The 16705-nt window shown below is 51.8% G+C and carries 16 protein-coding genes, 1 tRNA gene and 1 other RNA gene; 8 read left to right on the top strand and 10 right to left on the bottom strand.

Annotation, left to right across the window (positions count from 1 at the left end; translation table 11 throughout):
- The 6 genes from WAO31_RS02865 to aceE form a co-directional block, all read right to left on the bottom strand.
- On the bottom strand, positions 1-1174 hold a 1174-nt coding region (locus WAO31_RS02865), incomplete at its 3' end, for a beta-ketoacyl-[acyl-carrier-protein] synthase family protein (RefSeq protein WP_509590014.1).
- Between the two features lie 5 nt (positions 1175-1179).
- On the bottom strand, positions 1180-1428 hold the full coding sequence (locus WAO31_RS02860; protein ID WP_509590012.1) for an acyl carrier protein: 249 nt from the start codon (positions 1426-1428) through the stop codon (positions 1180-1182).
- Between the two features lie 43 nt (positions 1429-1471).
- Positions 1472-2470 carry a beta-ketoacyl-ACP synthase III gene (locus WAO31_RS02855; RefSeq protein WP_509590010.1) on the bottom strand — a complete coding sequence of 333 codons (999 nt, stop codon included), beginning with the start codon at positions 2468-2470 and terminating at the stop codon, positions 1472-1474.
- 10 nt (positions 2471-2480) lie between these two features.
- Entirely contained in the window at positions 2481-3398 is a 918-nt protein-coding gene (locus WAO31_RS02850; RefSeq protein ID WP_509590017.1) for an ACP S-malonyltransferase, read from the bottom strand.
- Positions 3395-4579, bottom strand: coding sequence for a PucR family transcriptional regulator (locus WAO31_RS02845; RefSeq protein ID WP_509590007.1), 1185 nt, complete (start codon positions 4577-4579; stop codon positions 3395-3397). The genes WAO31_RS02850 and WAO31_RS02845 overlap by 4 nt, the downstream gene beginning before the upstream one ends.
- Complete coding sequence (gene aceE / locus WAO31_RS02840) at positions 4566-7292, bottom strand: pyruvate dehydrogenase (acetyl-transferring), homodimeric type (RefSeq protein ID WP_509590004.1); 2727 nt, start codon at positions 7290-7292, stop codon at positions 4566-4568. Before aceE ends, WAO31_RS02845 begins: the two co-directional genes overlap by 14 nt.
- 163 nt (positions 7293-7455) lie before the next feature.
- Between aceE and WAO31_RS02835 the strand changes: the two genes are divergently transcribed.
- The 7 genes from WAO31_RS02835 to rnpB all read left to right on the top strand — a co-directional run bounded on the left by WAO31_RS02835 (position 7456) and on the right by rnpB (position 13296).
- Positions 7456-7914: a peroxiredoxin gene (locus tag WAO31_RS02835; protein ID WP_509590001.1), complete on the top strand. Its 459-nt coding sequence runs from the start codon at positions 7456-7458 to the stop codon at positions 7912-7914.
- Positions 7915-7949: 35 nt separating this feature from the next.
- A tRNA-Val gene (locus tag WAO31_RS02830) sits at positions 7950-8022 on the top strand.
- Between the two features lie 42 nt (positions 8023-8064).
- On the top strand, positions 8065-10260 hold the full coding sequence (locus WAO31_RS02825) for a cytosine permease (protein ID WP_509589999.1): 2196 nt from the start codon (positions 8065-8067) through the stop codon (positions 10258-10260).
- 4 nt (positions 10261-10264) lie between these two features.
- A complete protein-coding gene (locus tag WAO31_RS02820; protein WP_509589997.1) occupies positions 10265-11068 on the top strand; it encodes a Nif3-like dinuclear metal center hexameric protein in 804 nt (267 codons plus the stop codon).
- Positions 11069-11080: 12 nt separating this feature from the next.
- Positions 11081-11797: a zinc ribbon domain-containing protein gene (locus WAO31_RS02815; protein ID WP_509589995.1), complete on the top strand. Its 717-nt coding sequence runs from the start codon at positions 11081-11083 to the stop codon at positions 11795-11797.
- Positions 11794-12921 (top strand): bifunctional RNase H/acid phosphatase, encoded by a 1128-nt coding sequence (locus WAO31_RS02810; RefSeq protein WP_509589993.1) that lies wholly within the window; start codon positions 11794-11796, stop codon positions 12919-12921. The genes WAO31_RS02815 and WAO31_RS02810 overlap by 4 nt, the downstream gene beginning before the upstream one ends.
- A gap of 25 nt (positions 12922-12946) precedes the next feature.
- Positions 12947-13296: RNase P RNA component class A (gene rnpB / locus WAO31_RS02805), an RNA gene on the top strand.
- A 1-nt stretch (position 13297) separates the two neighbouring features.
- Here rnpB and ppgK read toward each other — a convergent pair.
- Together ppgK and map are read right to left on the bottom strand one after the other, a co-directional pair.
- Positions 13298-14053 (bottom strand): polyphosphate--glucose phosphotransferase, encoded by a 756-nt coding sequence (gene ppgK, locus WAO31_RS02800; RefSeq protein ID WP_509589990.1) that lies wholly within the window; start codon positions 14051-14053, stop codon positions 13298-13300.
- Between the two features lie 12 nt (positions 14054-14065).
- On the bottom strand, positions 14066-14935 hold the full coding sequence (gene map, locus WAO31_RS02795) for a type I methionyl aminopeptidase (RefSeq protein ID WP_509589988.1): 870 nt from the start codon (positions 14933-14935) through the stop codon (positions 14066-14068).
- A gap of 62 nt (positions 14936-14997) precedes the next feature.
- Here map and WAO31_RS02790 point away from each other — a divergent pair, with 62 nt between their 5' ends.
- The gene (locus WAO31_RS02790; protein ID WP_509589986.1) at positions 14998-15177 is read left to right on the top strand and encodes an SPOR domain-containing protein; all 180 of its coding nucleotides are present in this window, start codon (positions 14998-15000) and stop codon (positions 15175-15177) included.
- Here the strand turns inward: WAO31_RS02790 and panB are convergent.
- Both panB and nadE read right to left on the bottom strand, forming a co-directional pair.
- The gene (gene panB, locus WAO31_RS02785) at positions 15174-15983 is read right to left on the bottom strand and encodes a 3-methyl-2-oxobutanoate hydroxymethyltransferase (protein ID WP_509589984.1); all 810 of its coding nucleotides are present in this window, start codon (positions 15981-15983) and stop codon (positions 15174-15176) included. The genes WAO31_RS02790 and panB overlap by 4 nt on opposite strands.
- A 6-nt stretch (positions 15984-15989) precedes the next feature.
- Positions 15990-16705: NAD(+) synthase (gene nadE, locus WAO31_RS02780; RefSeq protein ID WP_509589981.1), on the bottom strand; the 716-nt coding region annotated here is incomplete at its 5' end.

Genomic DNA, 16705 nt, shown 5'->3' with positions numbered 1-16705 from the left:
CCAGAATGTTCGACCCCTCTAGACTTCTCGGGCTAGTCACAACATCCAGCTCAATTGCCGGATCTGGGTTATCAAGATTGATTGTTGGGGGAGCGGTTCGCTCGTGCAGTGCTAGCACTGTAAAGATTGCTTCAATCGCCCCAGCTCCACCTAGTAAGTGACCGGTTGAGCTCTTCGTCGCAGAAACAGCAATCTTCGGTAGGTGGTTTCCAAAGACTCGCTTCAGGGCGTTGTATTCGGCAATGTCTCCAACCGGTGTGCTGGTGGCGTGAGCGTTAATGTGTGCAACGTCTTGGATTGACGATCCGCTTTGCTCAAGGGCTCCAAGAATCGCCCTTCCTGCAGCAGAGCCCTCCGGGTCAGGGGCAGTGATGTGGTAGGCGTCAGAAGTCACGCTTGCGCCAACAAGCTCAGCGTAAATCTTGGCTCCGCGAGCCATAGCGTGCTCTTCGCTTTCTAGAACTAGAGCGCCACCGCCTTCAGCCATGACAAAACCATCGCGGTCAAGGTCATATGGCCTGGACGCTTTTTCCGGTGCGTCATTCCGTTTTGATAGCGCCTGCATAGCGGCGAAGGCAGCTATCGGCAGCGGGTGAATCGCAGCCTCTGAGCCACCAGCTACAACAACATCAACTTCGCCGGAGCGAATTCGATTAAACGCATTAGCAATGGCCTCTGTTCCAGAAGCACATGCCGAAACAGCGGTTCGAACACCAGCCCGCGCGGAGATGTCCATACCGATTGCGGCAGCTGGGCCGTTGGGCATAAGCATCGGCACGGTCATGGGAAGAACTCGCCTTGGTCCGCGCTCCTTTAGAACGTCGTAGGCGTCAAGGAGCGTCCAAACCCCACCGATACCGGTCGCGTAGTCAACTGCCAATCGCTCAGGTGCAACCTCGGGGGAGCCGGCGTCAGCCCAAGCTTCGCGTGCGGCGATGAGGGCAAATTGGCTGGAAGGGTCGAGTCTTTTACCCTCTTGAAGGGTCAACACTTCGCTTGCTGGGGTCATTGCTTGGCCTGCGAATGTGACCGGAAGTTCGTGTTTTGCTACCCACTCTTGAGTCAGAGTTGAGATTCCGGACTTACCGGCCAGGAGATTTTCCCAGGTTGTTTTGCTGTCGCCACCGAGCGGCGTTGTTGCACCGATCCCGGTGACGACAACTTTTTTGAACAATGCTGTTAGCCTTGCGCCTTAGTGATGTAGTTCACGGCGTCGCCAACTGTAAGGAGGTTCTTTACTTCCTCGTCTGGAATCTTTACGTCGAACTTATCTTCGGCGTTAACCACGATGGTCATCATCGAGATTGAGTCGATGTCTAGGTCGTCAGTGAAGGACTTGTCCAACTGGATTGCCTCGGTAGCGATACCGGTCTCGTCGGTGACAATTGCTGCTAGTCCTACAAGTACTTCTTCTTGCGAAAGTGCCATTTGAGTTTCTCCTTATGCGCGTTTTTTTGAATCCGCCCCAAGTTTAGGGCACAACTACTACCTGAGCCCCGAAGGCCAAACCGGCGCCAAAGCCGATCTGTAGGGCTAAATCACCTGATTTTATTTGTCCTTGCTCGAGCAAGGCATGCATTGCAAGAGGAATGCTGGCAGCCGATGTGTTTCCAGTTGTCTTAATGTCCTTTGCAACAACTACATGCTCAGGAAGACCAAGCTGCTTAGCCATCTCGTCAATGATTCGCTCGTTGGCCTGGTGCATGACAATTGCATCTAGCTCTTCGGGTTTAATTCCGGCCGCTTCGAGTGCTTCCTTGGCAACTTTAACCATTTCCCAAACGGCCCAACGGAAAACGGTTTGTCCTTCTTGAACCAGAGTTGGCCACGCACCGGTGCCGTCTCGAAAATCAAGCAGTGAGCCTGTCATTCCAACCGCTTCCCACTTGCTGCCGTCGGACCCCCAAACGCTCTGCGAAATACCAGGTGAATCCGATGGGCCAACAATTGCGGCTCCCGCACCATCACCCAAAAGAAAGGAAATGGAGCGGTCGGTCGGGTCAATAAAGTCGCTTAGCTTTTCGCCACCAACCACCAGAACGTACTTTGCAACTCCAGATCGCACCAGCGAGTCGGCTTGAGCAATGCCGTAGCAGTAGCCGGCGCAGGCGGCTGAAATATCAAAAGCGGGAGCCGGGTTAGCGCCAACTAGATCTCCAAGAAGTGCTGCTGCGGAGGGGGTTTGGTAGGGGTGAGTGATGGTTGAGAAAATTACCGCTTCAATCTCGGAAGCTTGGATGCCGGCCTTGTGTATAGCTTCATTGCTTGCCTCAACTGCCATGTCCATCAGGGAGCGGTCCCGGCTTGCACGCATGCGAGTAATGATTCCCGTTCGCTGCGTAATCCACTCATCGGATGAGTTGATGGGCCCAGCAATTTCATCGTTTGTCACTCTCAGGTCGCCTCGAGCAGCGCCTAAAGAGTAAATCTTTGAGAAGGCGATTGGGGTGCTTTGCTTCAGCTCTGGCATGAAATGAGTTCTACTTTCCTAGTGCTTCGGCAACTTTATCCAAGTCCGCTGGCGTTTTTACTGGGATAGCCACAGTGTTTGGCATTGATCTTTTGGCGATTCCCGACAGTGCCCCGCCTGGAAGCAGCTCAATCATTAGGGAAACGCCCGCATCGGTCATCGAATCCATGGTTTTGTCCCAACGAACCGGGTTAGAGACCTGATTCACCAACAGATCCAAGAATTTGCCGCCATCGGCAACAGAAGAGCCATCCCTATTGGTCCAAATCAAAAGGTTCGGGTTTTTTGCCTCCAGGGCCTTCGAATACTCAGCCAGTGGAGCACGAGCTGACTCCATGAATGTGGTGTGAAAAGCACCTGCCACCTGAAGTTGGACAACCCGGGTTCCGGCCGGTGCATTAGCGACCAGATCAACAATCAGTTCCTTTGATCCAGCCGCTACGATTTGGCCCGCTCCGTTGTAATTGGCAGCTGATAATCCACGCGCTGCCAGATTTGCGAGAACGCTTTCCTGTTCGCCGCCTACCACAGCGGCCATTGAACTCTCGGTTAGGAAAGAAGCCTGAGCCATTTCGGTTCCGCGCTTTTGAACAAATCTCAAAGCGGTCTCTTCGTCGAAGATTCCGGCAACATAAGCCGACGTTATCTCTCCAACCGAGTGACCGGCTGTTGCATCTACCGTAAGTTCTGACCCAATGCTTTCCTTGAGGACAGCGTAGCTAGCGATTCCAGCGGCAACAATGAGTGGTTGGGCGATTTTGGTATCTCTAATTTCATTCTGGTCAGCCGCTGTGCCAAAGTAAATAAGGTCTATGCCCAAAATTTCTGAGGATCTTTCGATCTGCTTTTTGAAGGTCGGTAGTTCTAGCCAAGGTTGAAAAAAACCAGGGGTTTGTGACCCTTGACCAGGGCAAGCAATCGATATCACTTCCACCTCTTACTGGTGCCCTGTTCGTGTTCGGTCATCGCACCCAGAACGGTTGCAACCTGAAGCACGAAAGACTGCCTTGCTCCGGTTGGATCCCATCCGATTAATTCCGCAATTCTCTTGAGGCGATAGCGAACCGTGTTGCTGTGTACAAAAAGTTCCCGAGATGTGAGCTCTAATGAGCGTCCTGACTCTAAGTAGGCCACCAGTGTCTCTAAAAGATCGGGGGAATTCTTCGCTAGTGGTCGATAGATCTTGTTTAAAAGAGTGTTTTTGGCCAGCATGTCTCCAGCTAGGGCGCGCTCCGCGAGCAAGTCATCCGCCGAAATCGGCCTCGGAGCTTTGGCCCAAGCGCCAACCACGGCAATTCCTGCTAGTGCCGATTTAGCTGAGCGGTTTGCATCACTAATTGAGGTCACTTCTGTTCCCACGACAATTGCTCCAGGGCCAAAGCTGTCAATAAAAACTCTGCAAAGCGAAAACAGCGATGGAGGGGGAGACGGAGGTTCTTTTTCATCGGGAATGGTTCCCACCACAACAATTAATCGATCGCCGTGAATCCCAATAAGGACATCGGCCGAGTTACGCCTAGCATTTCTTCGGAGGGCATCAACGTCGGTGGCGTCGTCGAAACTTCCGATCATTACCGTGACCGCGCCTCTTGCACGCCAGCCCAGTGCTGAAATTCTCGAAGAGAGCTCTTCTTCGCTCTCACCGCTCAATATGGTGTCTACAACTAAAGCCTCGAGCCTTGCGTCCCACAGCCCTCTAGCTTCTGCCGCCTTAGCGTAAACATCCGCCGCACTAAAAGCTATTTCGCGAGAGTAAAGGAGAACGGCTTCGCGTAGTTCGCTGTGTTCTTCCATGACCCGATCTTCAACAACTTGCACCACAACTCGAATTAGCTGCAGAGTTTCTTGAAGAGAGATTGAGCGAAGCAGTTCTCTTGGTGCCGTTGAAAATACATCGGCTGCCACCCAGGGTTGGGATTTCGGGTCCTCGTACCACGCAAGGAACGATGTGATTCCAGCTTGCGCAACTAGACCAACAGCCGACCTTCTTGCCGCCGGCATATCTCTATACCAGGGTAGGGTCTGGTCCAGGCGGGCAAGGGTTGTGGTTGCTAGTTCTCCTGCGATGGAGTGCAACCACTCGAGGGTTTGGTCCTTAGGCTTCGCCACCGGCTGTTCCACTCGTTCCCGCTCTTACATCGTGCAGCTGATATCGGTCGATGGCCATCTGTAACACCGAATGCTCGAGCTCGCCTCGCTCAACAAGTTGCTGCAGTGCGCGAACGGCGATCGATGGACCATCAATTTTGAACTCACGTCTTGCAGCAGGCCTGGTGTCCGAGAAACCAAAGCCATCGGCGCCGAGCGTTGCATAGTCTCCCGGAACAAATGCCCTGATTTGATCGGGAACCGCATGCATGTAATCGCTGACTCCCAAGAATGGACCCGATACCCCGGACAGTTTCTGGGTTAGGTAGCTTGGCTCGACGTGAGTGTTTGGGTTCAGGAACTTTTGACGTTCCTTATCCAATCCATCTCTACGAAGTTCGGTCCAGCTTGTCACGGACCAGATGTCGGCTGAAACTCCCCAGTCGTTTTGTAGAAGGGCTTGGGCTTCAAAAGCCCATGGAAGTGCAACGCCGGAAGCAAGCAACTGAACTTTTCTTCCACCCGAGTGGTTTTCGCTTACGCGGTGTATTCCTTTGAGAACTCCTTCGACGTCCAAGTTATCTGGCTCAGCTGGCTGAACATAAGGCTCATTGTAAACGGTTAGGTAGTAGATCACATTTGGATCGGGGTGATTTCCGCCGTACATCCTTTCCAAACCGGCGCGCATGATGTGGCCTATCTCATAGCCATACGCTGGGTCGTAGCTGATGACAGCTGTATTAGTTGAAGCAAGCAATGGTGAATGGCCGTCGGCGTGCTGTAGACCCTCTCCAGTTAAAGTGGTGCGACCCGCTGTCGCTCCGATCATGAATCCACGCGCCATCTGGTCAGTCGCCGCCCAAATGGCATCGGCCGTTCTCTGGAAACCGAACATCGAGTAGAAGACATAAATCGGAATCAGAGGTTGAGCTTGGGTTGAGTAGCTGGTGCCTACCGCGGTGAAGGCCGCGAGCGACCCAGCCTCGTTGATTCCAGTGTGCAAAATCTGACCGGTCTCGGACTCCTTGTAGTTCAAAAGAAGGTCGCGGTCAACAGATAAGTAGTGCATTCCGCTCGGGTTGTAAATCTTTGCGGTTGGGAAAAACGCATCCATTCCAAAGGTTCGCGCTTCGTCAGGGATGATCGGAACAAGTCTTGGTCCAAGCTCGCTGGTGCGAAGAAGGTCTTTTAGCAGACGAACAAAAGCCATTGTGGTTGCAACCTCTTGGGTACCGGAGCCACCCTTGGCTATGTCGTAATTTGAAGCTTCAGGAAGGTTAAAGTTCACATACTTACTGCGTCGCTCTGGAAGATAGCCACCAAGTTCCCTGCGTCGCTCATGCATGTACTGAATCTCGGGAGAGGATTCTCCGGGGTGGTAGTAAGGGGGCTGGTATGGGTCGCGCTCCAGATCGGAATCGCTTATCGGGATTCGCATCTCGTCACGGAACTGCTTCAGATCAGCGAGGGTTAGCTTCTTCATCTGGTGAGTGGCGTTTCGACCCTCAAAGGTCTTGCCCAGGGTGTAGCCCTTAATGGTCTTGGCGATGATTACCGTTGGCTTTCCCTTTTGTTCAGTTGCGGCCTTGTAGGCCGCGTAGATCTTTTTGTAGTCGTGCCCACCTCGGCGAAGTCCCCAAAGCTCGTCATCTGACATGTGGGAGACCATTTCTAAAGTTCTCGGGTCTCGACCGAAGAAGTTCTCGCGTACGAAGGCTCCGGACTCGGTTTTGTAGGTTTGGTAGTCTCCATCTGGTGTTTTGTTCATGAGATCTACAAGAGCACCGTCGGTATCTACTGAAAGCAGCGGATCCCACTCTCTTCCCCAGATGACCTTTATAACGTTCCAGCCGGCACCTCTGAAGAACGACTCCAACTCCTGGATTATCTTGCCGTTACCTCTTACTGGTCCGTCAAGGCGTTGCAGGTTAGCATTCACAACGAAGGTTAGGTTATCGAGTCCATCATTAGCCGCAAGCTGGAGTGCTCCACGGCTCTCAACCTCATCTAGCTCACCATCTCCCAAAAATGCCCAAACGTGTTGCTCCGAGGTGTCACGGAAGCCACGGTTGTGAACATATCTGTTTAGTTGCGCTTGGTAGATGGCGTTGATTGGGCCAAGACCCATCGAGACTGTTGGGAACTGCCAAAACTCCGGCATGAGTCTCGGGTGCGGATATGAAGAGAGGCCACCACCTTGGTGTGATTTTTCTTGACGAAAACCGTTCAGTTGATTTTCGCTGAGGCGCCCTTCCAAAAACGCTCTGGCGTATGGTCCGGGGGACGCGTGACCCTGGATGAAAATCTGGTCACCACCGGATGGGTGATCCTGACCCTTAAAGAAATGATTGAAGCCAACTTCATAGAGCGAAGCTGAGGAAGCAAAAGTTGAGATGTGTCCACCGACTGCAATTCCAGGTCGCTGCGCACGGTGCACGAGCATCGCCGCGTTCCAACGCATCCAAGCTCGATAGGTTCGTTCTATTTGCTCGTCACCAGGAAATTTTGGTTCATCTTCGGGTGAGATGGTGTTGATGTAGTCGGTGGTGGGGACCAGAGGAACGTTTAGCTGAAGCTCATGAGATCTTCTTAGAAGATTAAGCATAATTTCACGGGCTCGACCGCGACCGTGAGTTTTGGCCGCTTGACCCAAAGACTCCAACCACTCGGCTGTTTCCTGAGGGTCCATGTCTGGGCTGGAGACTGCGTAGGCGTCATTGTTGTTGATGGACAACGCTGGTCCTTTCTAAAATGGTCGGCTAGCTGGTTTTTGGAAGCTTGGCCAGAGGGGCCTAGTTGTTTAGGCTCCTAAGCAGTTTACTCATTTATTTTTGGGGTCTCCTTTGGGCCTTTCCCTAAGAGCCAGTACTCTAGAAATAACTACCCTAAGGAGAGTCATGGCAGTAGCAGTTGGCGATAAGGCCCCCGATTTTGAGCTTGTGAACCAGCACGGTGAGAGTGTGAGGCTCTCATCTTTTCAAGGCAAGAAGCCAGTTGTGCTGGTTTTTTATCCACTTTCCTTTTCAGGTACCTGCACCGAAGAGCTATGCGAGCTTCGGGATAATCTTTCAGATTTTGAATCAAAAGACGTTGAGTTGATGGCGATCTCGGTTGACTCCAAGTACACCCAGAAACTCTTCGCCGAGAAGGAAGGCTACAAGTTTCAAGTATTGGCCGATTTTTGGCCGCACGGTGGAGTGGCCCAGTCTTACGGGGTGTTTAAAGAGGAGGCGGGAATTGCTATCCGCGGCACCTTCCTAGTAGATAAAGAAGGTTTGATTCGCCACATGTTTGTCAACGGACCCGGTGAAGCCAGAGACCTAGCTAGCTATCACCAGGCGTTAGCGGCTTTGTAGTAGAGTTTTGTAGTTGCCTTATGGCGCATGTTTGAGGGCCTTTAGCTCAGTTGGTAGAGCGCCACGTTTACACCGTGGATGTCATCGGTTCGAGCCCGGTAGGGCCCACAGATAGCGAGCATTTGTCAAGGGTGGGGATAGGATTTGGCTATGTTTCAACCCAACCCACCGACCCCCAAAGCAATGTCGGATGCTGAGTTAAATGCAAAAATAGCCGAGCTACAGCTTCAGCCAGACGGCCTAGTTGCCGCAATGGCATTTATCGAAGAACAGTCCAGACTTCGTCAACAAGACGCCCTCGAGTATTCCAAGTGGGAATTGGCATCTCAGATGCAAGCTGCAACTCCACAACAAGTCGAGACTCCAGAGCTCCAAGATCCGGCCTTTCCGGCATCCGAGGTGTCCAGCCTGCCAGAGCCGGTAGCTCCAGAAGTTTATGAACCCATTCCAGACCCCGCTCCCGCAGTTTTGGCAGAACAGGTTCCGGAACAGCCAGCAATTGACATATTTGCGAATCTCCCAGTCGAACCAGCTCCACCGGTTGTTGAGGTCCCAACCTCTCCTGTCATGGACCCACCATTTATTGGGCAACCAGTTGTCGCGGTTGAAGCTGTGGCTGCGCCACCCGTTGAGAACCTGGACGACATTGTGGCAGCCCTTAATGCCAGCTACGCAGTTGCCGCTACCGAGCCTGAAACTACAGAGGCTGAAACCACTGTGCCTGAATCTGCCGAGCCGAAAGCAGAAGCTCAGGAAGAATCGAGTACTCCCGAGGTTTCCGAGCACATGCCTGAGCCAATCGATTCCCCGGTCACTGTTTTAATTCCCGAGGTTGAACCCGCCGAACAGAGTTGGCCGGAAGAAAGCGATAAGGACGAGGAGCCTTCGGAGACAACCGGAACCTCAATAGCATTTAGTTTTTCTTGGCTGGCGGTTACTGCAACCCCGCTGGCCCTCGTTTTAGCGGCTTTGCTCAAGGAGGCGGGAGCCTCACTGGCCCAGAGCTTTATCCTTTTGGCTGGAACACTGTTTCTGACCTCAGTCTTGGCATCCGTTGGCTCTATGTCTTCGGCAAGAGCATCATCATCACTAACAATTGTTTCTCGGGCTGCCTTTGGTGTTTGGGGTAATTCAGTGCCCGCTGCATTGATGCTGGTAGTCAAGCTGTTTTGGTCGGCCGCGCTAATTTATTTCGCCATCCGTGTGATTTCACCTTTGATTTTCAACCAACCCTGGTTCGCAAACATCGCAGAGTTAGTTGTTTTCCCAGAAGATTTCACCGCGGCACTATTTGTGATTGGACCAATCATCATCATCTCGGCTATTGCAGCTGGTATCGGCGGGGTGGTGATGCTGAGGCTTCAGCAGCTCACCGCGATTGTCTCGGTTGTTGCAATTGCCGTATTTGTTTACTTTGTGGCGAGTACCTACTCTCTGGAAGATCTTGAGCGTGGCCAGTCAATAACACAGACTTCATTGTTGGACCTTTCTCTTCTCCTGGTTGCAATTTTTGGATTCGCACTTATTTCAATCAGCGGAGATTTCGCAAGGAAACTTCCGCAGACGACTCCGGGAGCTAAGGTTTTCTTTCTTACATTTGTTTCAACTTTCTTCCTCCCTCTGATTTCCGGAGTGCTGGGTCTGATGTGGCTGTTTATGGCCGGGGACACCCTGGGTTCATCGTTCTTGAACGAGGTGCTTGCAACGGTTGCAGGCTCAGCTCCGATTTGGGTCTTTGTTGTCTTTGTTGTTGCCATCGGAATCTCGATCGTTCAGTTGATCTCAGCCTCGCTCTACTCTCTGTCGGGTTCGATGATCGGTCTGATTAAGATTCCCGATTGGATCTCTCAGCTTGTAATTGTCGTTGCCGTGCTTATGGCAGTTCTAATCCCAAGCTATCTCGTCGCTGTATCAGTGCTGCAGGAGTCAATTACTGAAGTGTTTGTCTTGTCCGGTGTTATTGCAGCGGCTTGGATTGGGATTCTTGTTTCAGATGCTCTCGCTCGAACCCGCGGATATCATGAAGTTTCGCTAACCAGAGAGTATGGATTCTACGGGCGCGTAAACGCCGCTAACACAATCGGTTTTGTTTTGGCTGTGGCGGTGGGTCTTGGTTATCTAAACGGAGGACCGCAGCTATCTTCATGGACTGGATACCTAGGGAACCTAACCCCTGAAATTTTCGAGCTAGCTGGATCCAACATTGGAATTGCCATTGCCTTTGGTTTAGCTGTGCTGTTCCCGGTGGTTTTTGGCATTCCAAGAATAAAAAAACAAGAACAGAATCTTTCCGAGCTTGATCAAAGACGCGAGGAGCTCAAAGAGTTCCTAGACTCTGCTTCGTAGATCGATGACCACCTCACTATTAGAACTCACCAAGCACTTTGAGTCGCTCTGGCCAGTTGCCGGTGCGGAAGAGTGGGATAGACCAGGGCTTACCTGCGGGAATCCGAAACAAATTATTTCCAGAGTACTTCTTGCGGTCGATGTCACGGCAGAGGTCCTTGAAGAGGCCAAGGCCAGAGGCTGCGAGCTCGTAGTTTCTCACCACCCGGTTCTTCTAAGGGGAGTCAACTTTTTGAGCGAGGATCAGCTCAAGGGCGAGCTGGTTGCATTTGCCATCAAGAACTCGATCGCTCTGTACTCGGCACACACCAATGCCGACATTGTGGTTCACGGAGTCTCAGACGTTTTGGCCGCAGCAGTTGGAATAAAAAATTCTGTACCCCTCGTTGCAACTGGGCTGGGGATTGGTCACGGCCGGATTGGGAATCTTGAAAAGGCGCTAAAACTTTCCGAACTGGCGAATAACATTTCCGAAGTTCTTCCCAAAACCTCGGCGCCCGTTAGGGTTGCCGGCCAATTGGATACCTTGATTTCAAAAATTGCGGTGGTCGGGGGAGCGGGAGATAGCTTCATCGAGAATGCCAAACAATCGGGAGCGGATTGCCTGATAACCAGTGATCTTCGACACCACGTTAGTCTTGATGCAGTGAGTGATCCAACAAAACCACTTTGTTTGATTGACATCTCGCACTTTGCAGCCGAGAGTCTTTGGCTTAGTCCAACGGCGGATAGTTTGGCTAAAGAGATTAAAACGGTTGAGTTTTTTGTAAGTGAAGTAATTACCGACCCATGGACCATGACGATTTAGGAATGAACGACCTTGAAGGCTAACCTGCAGGACCAAAAAAGCCTGCTTGAGTTGGCGCAGCTGGATCTTGAGATGGTTAGAAATGCCTCAGAGAAAGCCAAGCTGCTTGCGTCCACGCAGATCGAGTCGGCAACCAAATTGGGACTTGATCTTTCAGACCAACTCATAGACGCCAGAAACCGCGTGGGTGATCTGGAGCTAGAGCTCAAAAGATCCGAAAATGACCTGGAGCTTGTTGAAAGCCGAATTGCTAAAGATAAGGACAGGTTGGCCACAACCACCTCTCCGAAGGATGCCCAGGGTATTGAGCACGAACTCACATCATTGTCAAAGAGAAAAAGCGAACTTGAAGATGCTCAATTGGCAATTCTGGAGATTCTAGATTCTGTTCGCGCTGAGCTTGTTTCAGCAACCCAGACTAAGCAAGACGCCGAGCAGGAGCTCGCCCGACTTCAGCAAGAACTTTCATCCAGCATCGAAGGACTCGATGCCAAACACAGCGAGCTTGTTGCAGATCGTCAGAAGCTCGTGGCGACCCTGGACCCGGAACTTTCAGCGGCTTACCAGCGAAAAGCGGTCAGGGGCTCTTCGGCCGGGAAACTAGTTGGTCGAGAATGTGGTGCTTGCAGGCTTTCAATTACGGCAACAAATCTTGATGAGATCATGGCGCTACCGGCTGATGAGATCGCGGAGTGTCCAAACTGTCAGGCTTATCTGGTTCGTTCATGAAAATAATTATCGAAGCCGACGGTGGATCACGCGGCAACCCGGGTATTTCAGGCGCTGGCGCGGTGCTGATAGATGCAAGCTCTGGCAGTGTACTCAAAGAGATCTCCGAGAGTGTCGGCATCGCCACCAACAACGTCGCGGAATACACAGCTCTTTTCCTGGGCTTGGAGGCAGCTTTCGAACTGGATCCGGAAGCGAGCGTTTTGGTTCGCATGGATTCCAAGCTGGTTGTTGAGCAAATGTCCGGTCGTTGGAAGATCAAGCACCCGGACATGATGACACTCGGAGCAAAAGTCCAAAAGCTTATTGCCGGCAAGGACGTTGAGTTCACCTGGATCCCCAGAGAGCAAAACGGCCTTGCCGACGCTCTTGCCAATAAAGCGATGGACATTTCGCCTCAGCCTGCAGCCGCCGCCGCCGAGTTTAATGTTTCAGAGCCTTCTTCGATAAGGGCACCGAGACCATCAGTTGACGTAGCGACAACACTCATTTTGGTGCGACACGGAAGAACGGCGCTCACAGAGTCAAGAAAGATTTCGGGCGGCACCGGTGAGAACCCAGATCTTTCACCGGCCGGTCAGCAAGACGCTAGAGCCGTCGCCGAAGAGCTGGCTCTGGTTGGAAGTTCAGGAAATTTCGGATATCTGGCGAAACCGGTGACGGTGGTTCACTCACCGGTTACGAGGGCTTTACAAACCGCCCAGGCAATTGGCAATCGACTATCACTGCCACTGGTTGCCGAGGCTGACCTATCGGAGATTGGGTTTGGGGATTGGGACGGGCTCACCAACGAAGAAGTCTTCGCAGGCTTTGAGGAGCAGTACACCGCTTGGAGGGGGTCCTTCGAGGTAGCCCCGCCAAACGGAGAATCGCTAAAAGACTTTGACGCTCGAATCAGAAGGGCATTTGACAAGATTCTAAGTACCTACGAGGGCCAAACGGTTGTTGTTGTGGCACACGTGATGCCGATTCGGGCGCTTTTGCGGATCGCCAACGACTCGTCAATTGCGGGATTTTGGCGCCCGAACTTAGGTCCCGCTTCGATTTCAATTGCGCGTTACTTCGGGCATGACGGTGCTGAGGTTATCTGCATGAACTCAACGGCCCACTTATCTTCTATCTAGCGCGCAACTAGACTGTTTTGGTGGATGGGTCGGCAAGGCGGTCGCGGCAGTTTACTGACGAGGAACGTCCGGGCTCCAAAGAGCAAAATGGTGGGTAACGCCCACCCGGGGTAACCCGAGAGAAAAGTGCAACAGAAAGCAAACCGCCGAGAAATCGGTAAGGGTGAAACGGTGGTGTAAGAGACCACCAGCGAACTGAGTGATCAGATCGGCTAGGTAAACCTCATTTGGAGCAAGACCAAACAGTGGGCGCTTGAGGGCTGCTCGCTCGAGCTCACGGGTAGGTCGCTCGAGGCATTAGGCAACTAATGCCCTAGATAGATGACCGTCACTTCGAAAGAAGGACAAAACCCGGCGTACCAGCCGGCCCATCCACTCACTCGGGTTTGAGACGCTTCCTTGCCACGAACGCCGCGCCGATTATGCCGGCGTTGTTCTTTGACTCAGCAGGAACAAGTTTTAGCTTGGTCTCAATAAGGGGTAAAAACTCCTCATGCTGTTTGGAGATACCGCCGCCGATAATAACTAAGTCTGGGGAAAGAAGTCGATCCAATTGATTGAAGTACTTGGTCAGTCTTTGAGCCCACTGTTTAAAAGATAGGTTCTCCCTCTCCATAGCGGAGTAGGCGGCCATCGTCTCGTAGTCAATTCCATCGATTTCAAGATGACCGAGCTCAGTATTGGGAATGAGGCGACCATTCAAAAATAAAGCCGATCCGATACCAGTTCCAAGAGTCACCATGAGCACCAATCCTTTACGCTCTTGACCGGCCCCATATTTAATCTCCGCAACTCCCGCGGCGTCGGCGTCATTCAGAAGTATTACTTTTCTACCCAGTATTTTGGAGAACAGCTTTTCGGCCTTTAGTCCAACCCACTCATTTGAAACATTGGCTGCCGAAAGGGTGACACCGTCTTTAATTATCGCTGGGAAGCAAATCCCGATTGGGGTGTCTAGTTCGCCATCCAGCTGCTCGACTAGTTCATTTACTTTCTCACTGACCTGGTCTGGGGTTGCTCCATCGGGAGTGTCAAATCTAATTCGATCGCCGATGAGTGAGCCTTTTTTTGTGTTTACCAGTGCACCTTTGATGCCGGTTCCACCGATATCTATTCCAATTGCTTTGCTCATACCCGTTTTAGTCTAGGGGAGGGTAAGAATTTCAGCGCCACTCTCGGTAACAACAAGGGTGTGTTCGAATTGCGCCGTGATTGATTTATCCTTTGTTGTCACCGTCCAGTTGTCTTTCCATAAGTCCCACTCGTAGGTTCCCAGGGTCAACATTGGCTCAATTGTGAATACCATTCCAACTTCCATGGTGTTTGAGTAGTTTGGAGCGGCATCAAAGTGAGGAATCACAAGACCGGAGTGAAATGCTTCACCGATACCGTGTCCGGTGAAATCTCTAACCACTCCGTAGTTGAATCTCTTTGCAAAAGATTCAATTGTTCTACCGATTACATTTATCGGGCGTCCTGGCATCACAGCGGCTATTGCTCGATCCAATGACTGCCTGGTGCGATCAACCAGCAGCACAACTTCCTCGGCCACATTTCCAATAAGAAAAGTTGAGTTGGTGTCACCGTGGAAGCCATCTTTATAAGCGGTGATATCAACATTCAAGATGTCACCATCTTCGAGCACGGTGTTATCTGGAATTCCGTGACAAATAACTTCATTTAGGGAAGTGCAGCACGACTTGGGGAAACCTCGGTAGCCCAGGGTTGATGGGTAGGCACCCTCCGAAATTATGGACTCGTGGGCGATCCTATCCAGCTCGTCGGTGGTCATACCGGGCTTGGCGTTTTCGCCAACCAAGGCAATTGCTCTCGCGGCAATCTTTCCAGCGGCTCGAATCTTTTCTACCTGTTCGGGGGTTTTGGTGTGCCCACCGAGCCATTCTGCGGGTGCTGGCTTCCCAACATATTCGGGTCGAACTATGTGCTTGGGCACCTCTAGCGTTTTTGAAACTACGCCGGGCGTAAGGAATCCGGTTTTGTTGTCGCGAGGCATACCTATGAGTCTAATTAGCGCCTGCAGTTAGGCTAAACCTAATAGCCATGGAAGGAATTGAATTGTCCGAGAAACCGATGTTTTGGTTCAATATTAGAACCAAGCTGGTCGAGCACGGTTTGAAGAGCTCCTCCTTGGACCGTATCGGGCCCTTCAATTCTGAGGCTGAGGCTAAAAACGCCGAAGCTACGGTTAGGGCTAGGTCTGAGGAGTGGAGGAAACAGGAGGCAGAAGAGGACTAGTCCTCGAAGGAGTGCTCGGTGTCGGGGAATGCACGAGACTGAACCTCACTTCGGTAGGCATCGGCGGCTGCCGTTAGGTCTTTTTTCAAAGCCGCATACTGCTTGACAAATTTTCTGGAGCCAGTGGATAGTCCTGCAAAATCTTGCCAAACCAAGATCTGGCCGTCGGTCTGATTACCCGCTCCAATTCCGATGGTTGGAATCGAGAGAGTCTCAGTGATTGTCTTGGCAACTGTGGCCGGAACCATTTCAAGAACAATGGCGAATACGCCGGCTTCCTCAAGGGCGGTCGCTTCTGCCAAGAGTGAAGCCGCTTGATTACCGCGACCTTGAACCTTAAAGCCGCCTAAAGCGTGCACTGACTGGGGCGTGAAGCCCAGGTGTCCCATCACAGGTATTCCGGCTCCAACTATCGCCTTTATCTGTTCGACTCGATCCTTACCGCCTTCCAGCTTTACCGCTTCAGCTCCGGAGTGCTTCATTAACTTGATGGCATTTTCTACAGCGTGATCCGCACTCACTTCGTATGAACCAAAGGGCATGTCGATAACAACTAATGAATGTTTCGCGGCTTGCGTAACCGCTCTACCAAAACTGATCATTTCCTCCACAGAAATCTGAAGAGTGTTCTCGTGACCCAGCATGGTGTTACCCGCTGAGTCGCCGACCAAAATAACTTCGATGCCGGCCTGGTCAAAAATCTCTGCCGTCAGAAAGTCGTAGCTGGTAAGGCAAGCAAAGGCGGTGCCTGATTGCTTCAGAGCCAGCAGTGTGCTGGTCCGTATTTTCTTGAGCTGGCTAGTCATGATCTCCTAGTTGGGTAAGTAGGTAATTGGCATTCGACGCTCTCTGCCAAATGCGAGCTTAGTGATCCTTGGTCCAATGGCGCCTTGGCGCCTCTTCCACTCAGAGCTTCGGACCATTTTCAGAACACTTTCAACCAGTTCCTTGTCAAACCCGCGCTCAACAATCTCAGAAGCGGATAGCTTTTGCTCGATGTGAAGTTCGAGCAGTCGATCCAGCTGTTCGTAGTCGGGAAGAGAATCTTGATCCAGCTGATTGGGTCGAAGCTCGGCCGAAGGCGGCTTGGTGATTGATGATTCTGGGATCGGGGGAGTTTGACCCAAGGATTCGGCAAGTTTGTTTCTGTATCTGGCCAGTTCCCAGACCAATCCCTTTTCAACATCTTTGACGGGGGCAAATCCACCAACCGAATCTCCATAGATAGTTGAATAGCCAACAGCGAGCTCCGTCTTGTTGCCGGTTGTCAGAACCAGGTGACCGTCTTGGTTTGAGAGACCCATCAAGAAAAGCGCTCGAACCCTCGACTGCAGATTCTCAGCAGCCAGGCCATCAAGAGGTAGCTGACCCATCATGGCCTGGACCACATTCTCAATTGGCTCCTCTGAGTAGTTCAATCCGGTGTTGCTGGCAAGTTCACGTGCATCGGCTAGAGAGTGCTCCGAGGAATACTTACTTGGCATCCCAACACCAAAAACATTTTTTGGAGATAGAGCATCAACAGCAA

The organism is Rhodoluna sp. (assembly GCF_049276775.1).
Taxonomy (GTDB): Bacteria; Actinomycetota; Actinomycetes; order Actinomycetales; family Microbacteriaceae; genus Rhodoluna.
This window is presented reverse-complemented; position numbering and strand designations above follow the sequence as displayed.

Excerpts from the sequence above, each read along its gene's own strand:
- WAO31_RS02825 (WP_509589999.1), top strand. The coding sequence starts at position 8,065 with ATGTTTCAACCCAACCCACCGACCCCCAAAGCAATGTCGGATGCTGAG.
- panB (WP_509589984.1), bottom strand. The coding sequence starts at position 15,983 with ATGACTAGCCAGCTCAAGAAAATACGGACCAGCACACTGCTGGCTCTG.
- WAO31_RS02820 (WP_509589997.1), top strand. The coding sequence starts at position 10,265 with ATGACCACCTCACTATTAGAACTCACCAAGCACTTTGAGTCGCTCTGG.
- map (WP_509589988.1), bottom strand. The coding sequence starts at position 14,935 with ATGCCTCGCGACAACAAAACCGGATTCCTTACGCCCGGCGTAGTTTCA.
- WAO31_RS02855 (WP_509590010.1), bottom strand. The coding sequence starts at position 2,470 with ATGCCAGAGCTGAAGCAAAGCACCCCAATCGCCTTCTCAAAGATTTAC.
- ppgK (WP_509589990.1), bottom strand. The coding sequence starts at position 14,053 with ATGAGCAAAGCAATTGGAATAGATATCGGTGGAACCGGCATCAAAGGT.
- WAO31_RS02835 (WP_509590001.1), top strand. The coding sequence starts at position 7,456 with ATGGCAGTAGCAGTTGGCGATAAGGCCCCCGATTTTGAGCTTGTGAAC.
- WAO31_RS02860 (WP_509590012.1), bottom strand. The coding sequence starts at position 1,428 with ATGGCACTTTCGCAAGAAGAAGTACTTGTAGGACTAGCAGCAATTGTC.
- WAO31_RS02810 (WP_509589993.1), top strand. The coding sequence starts at position 11,794 with ATGAAAATAATTATCGAAGCCGACGGTGGATCACGCGGCAACCCGGGT.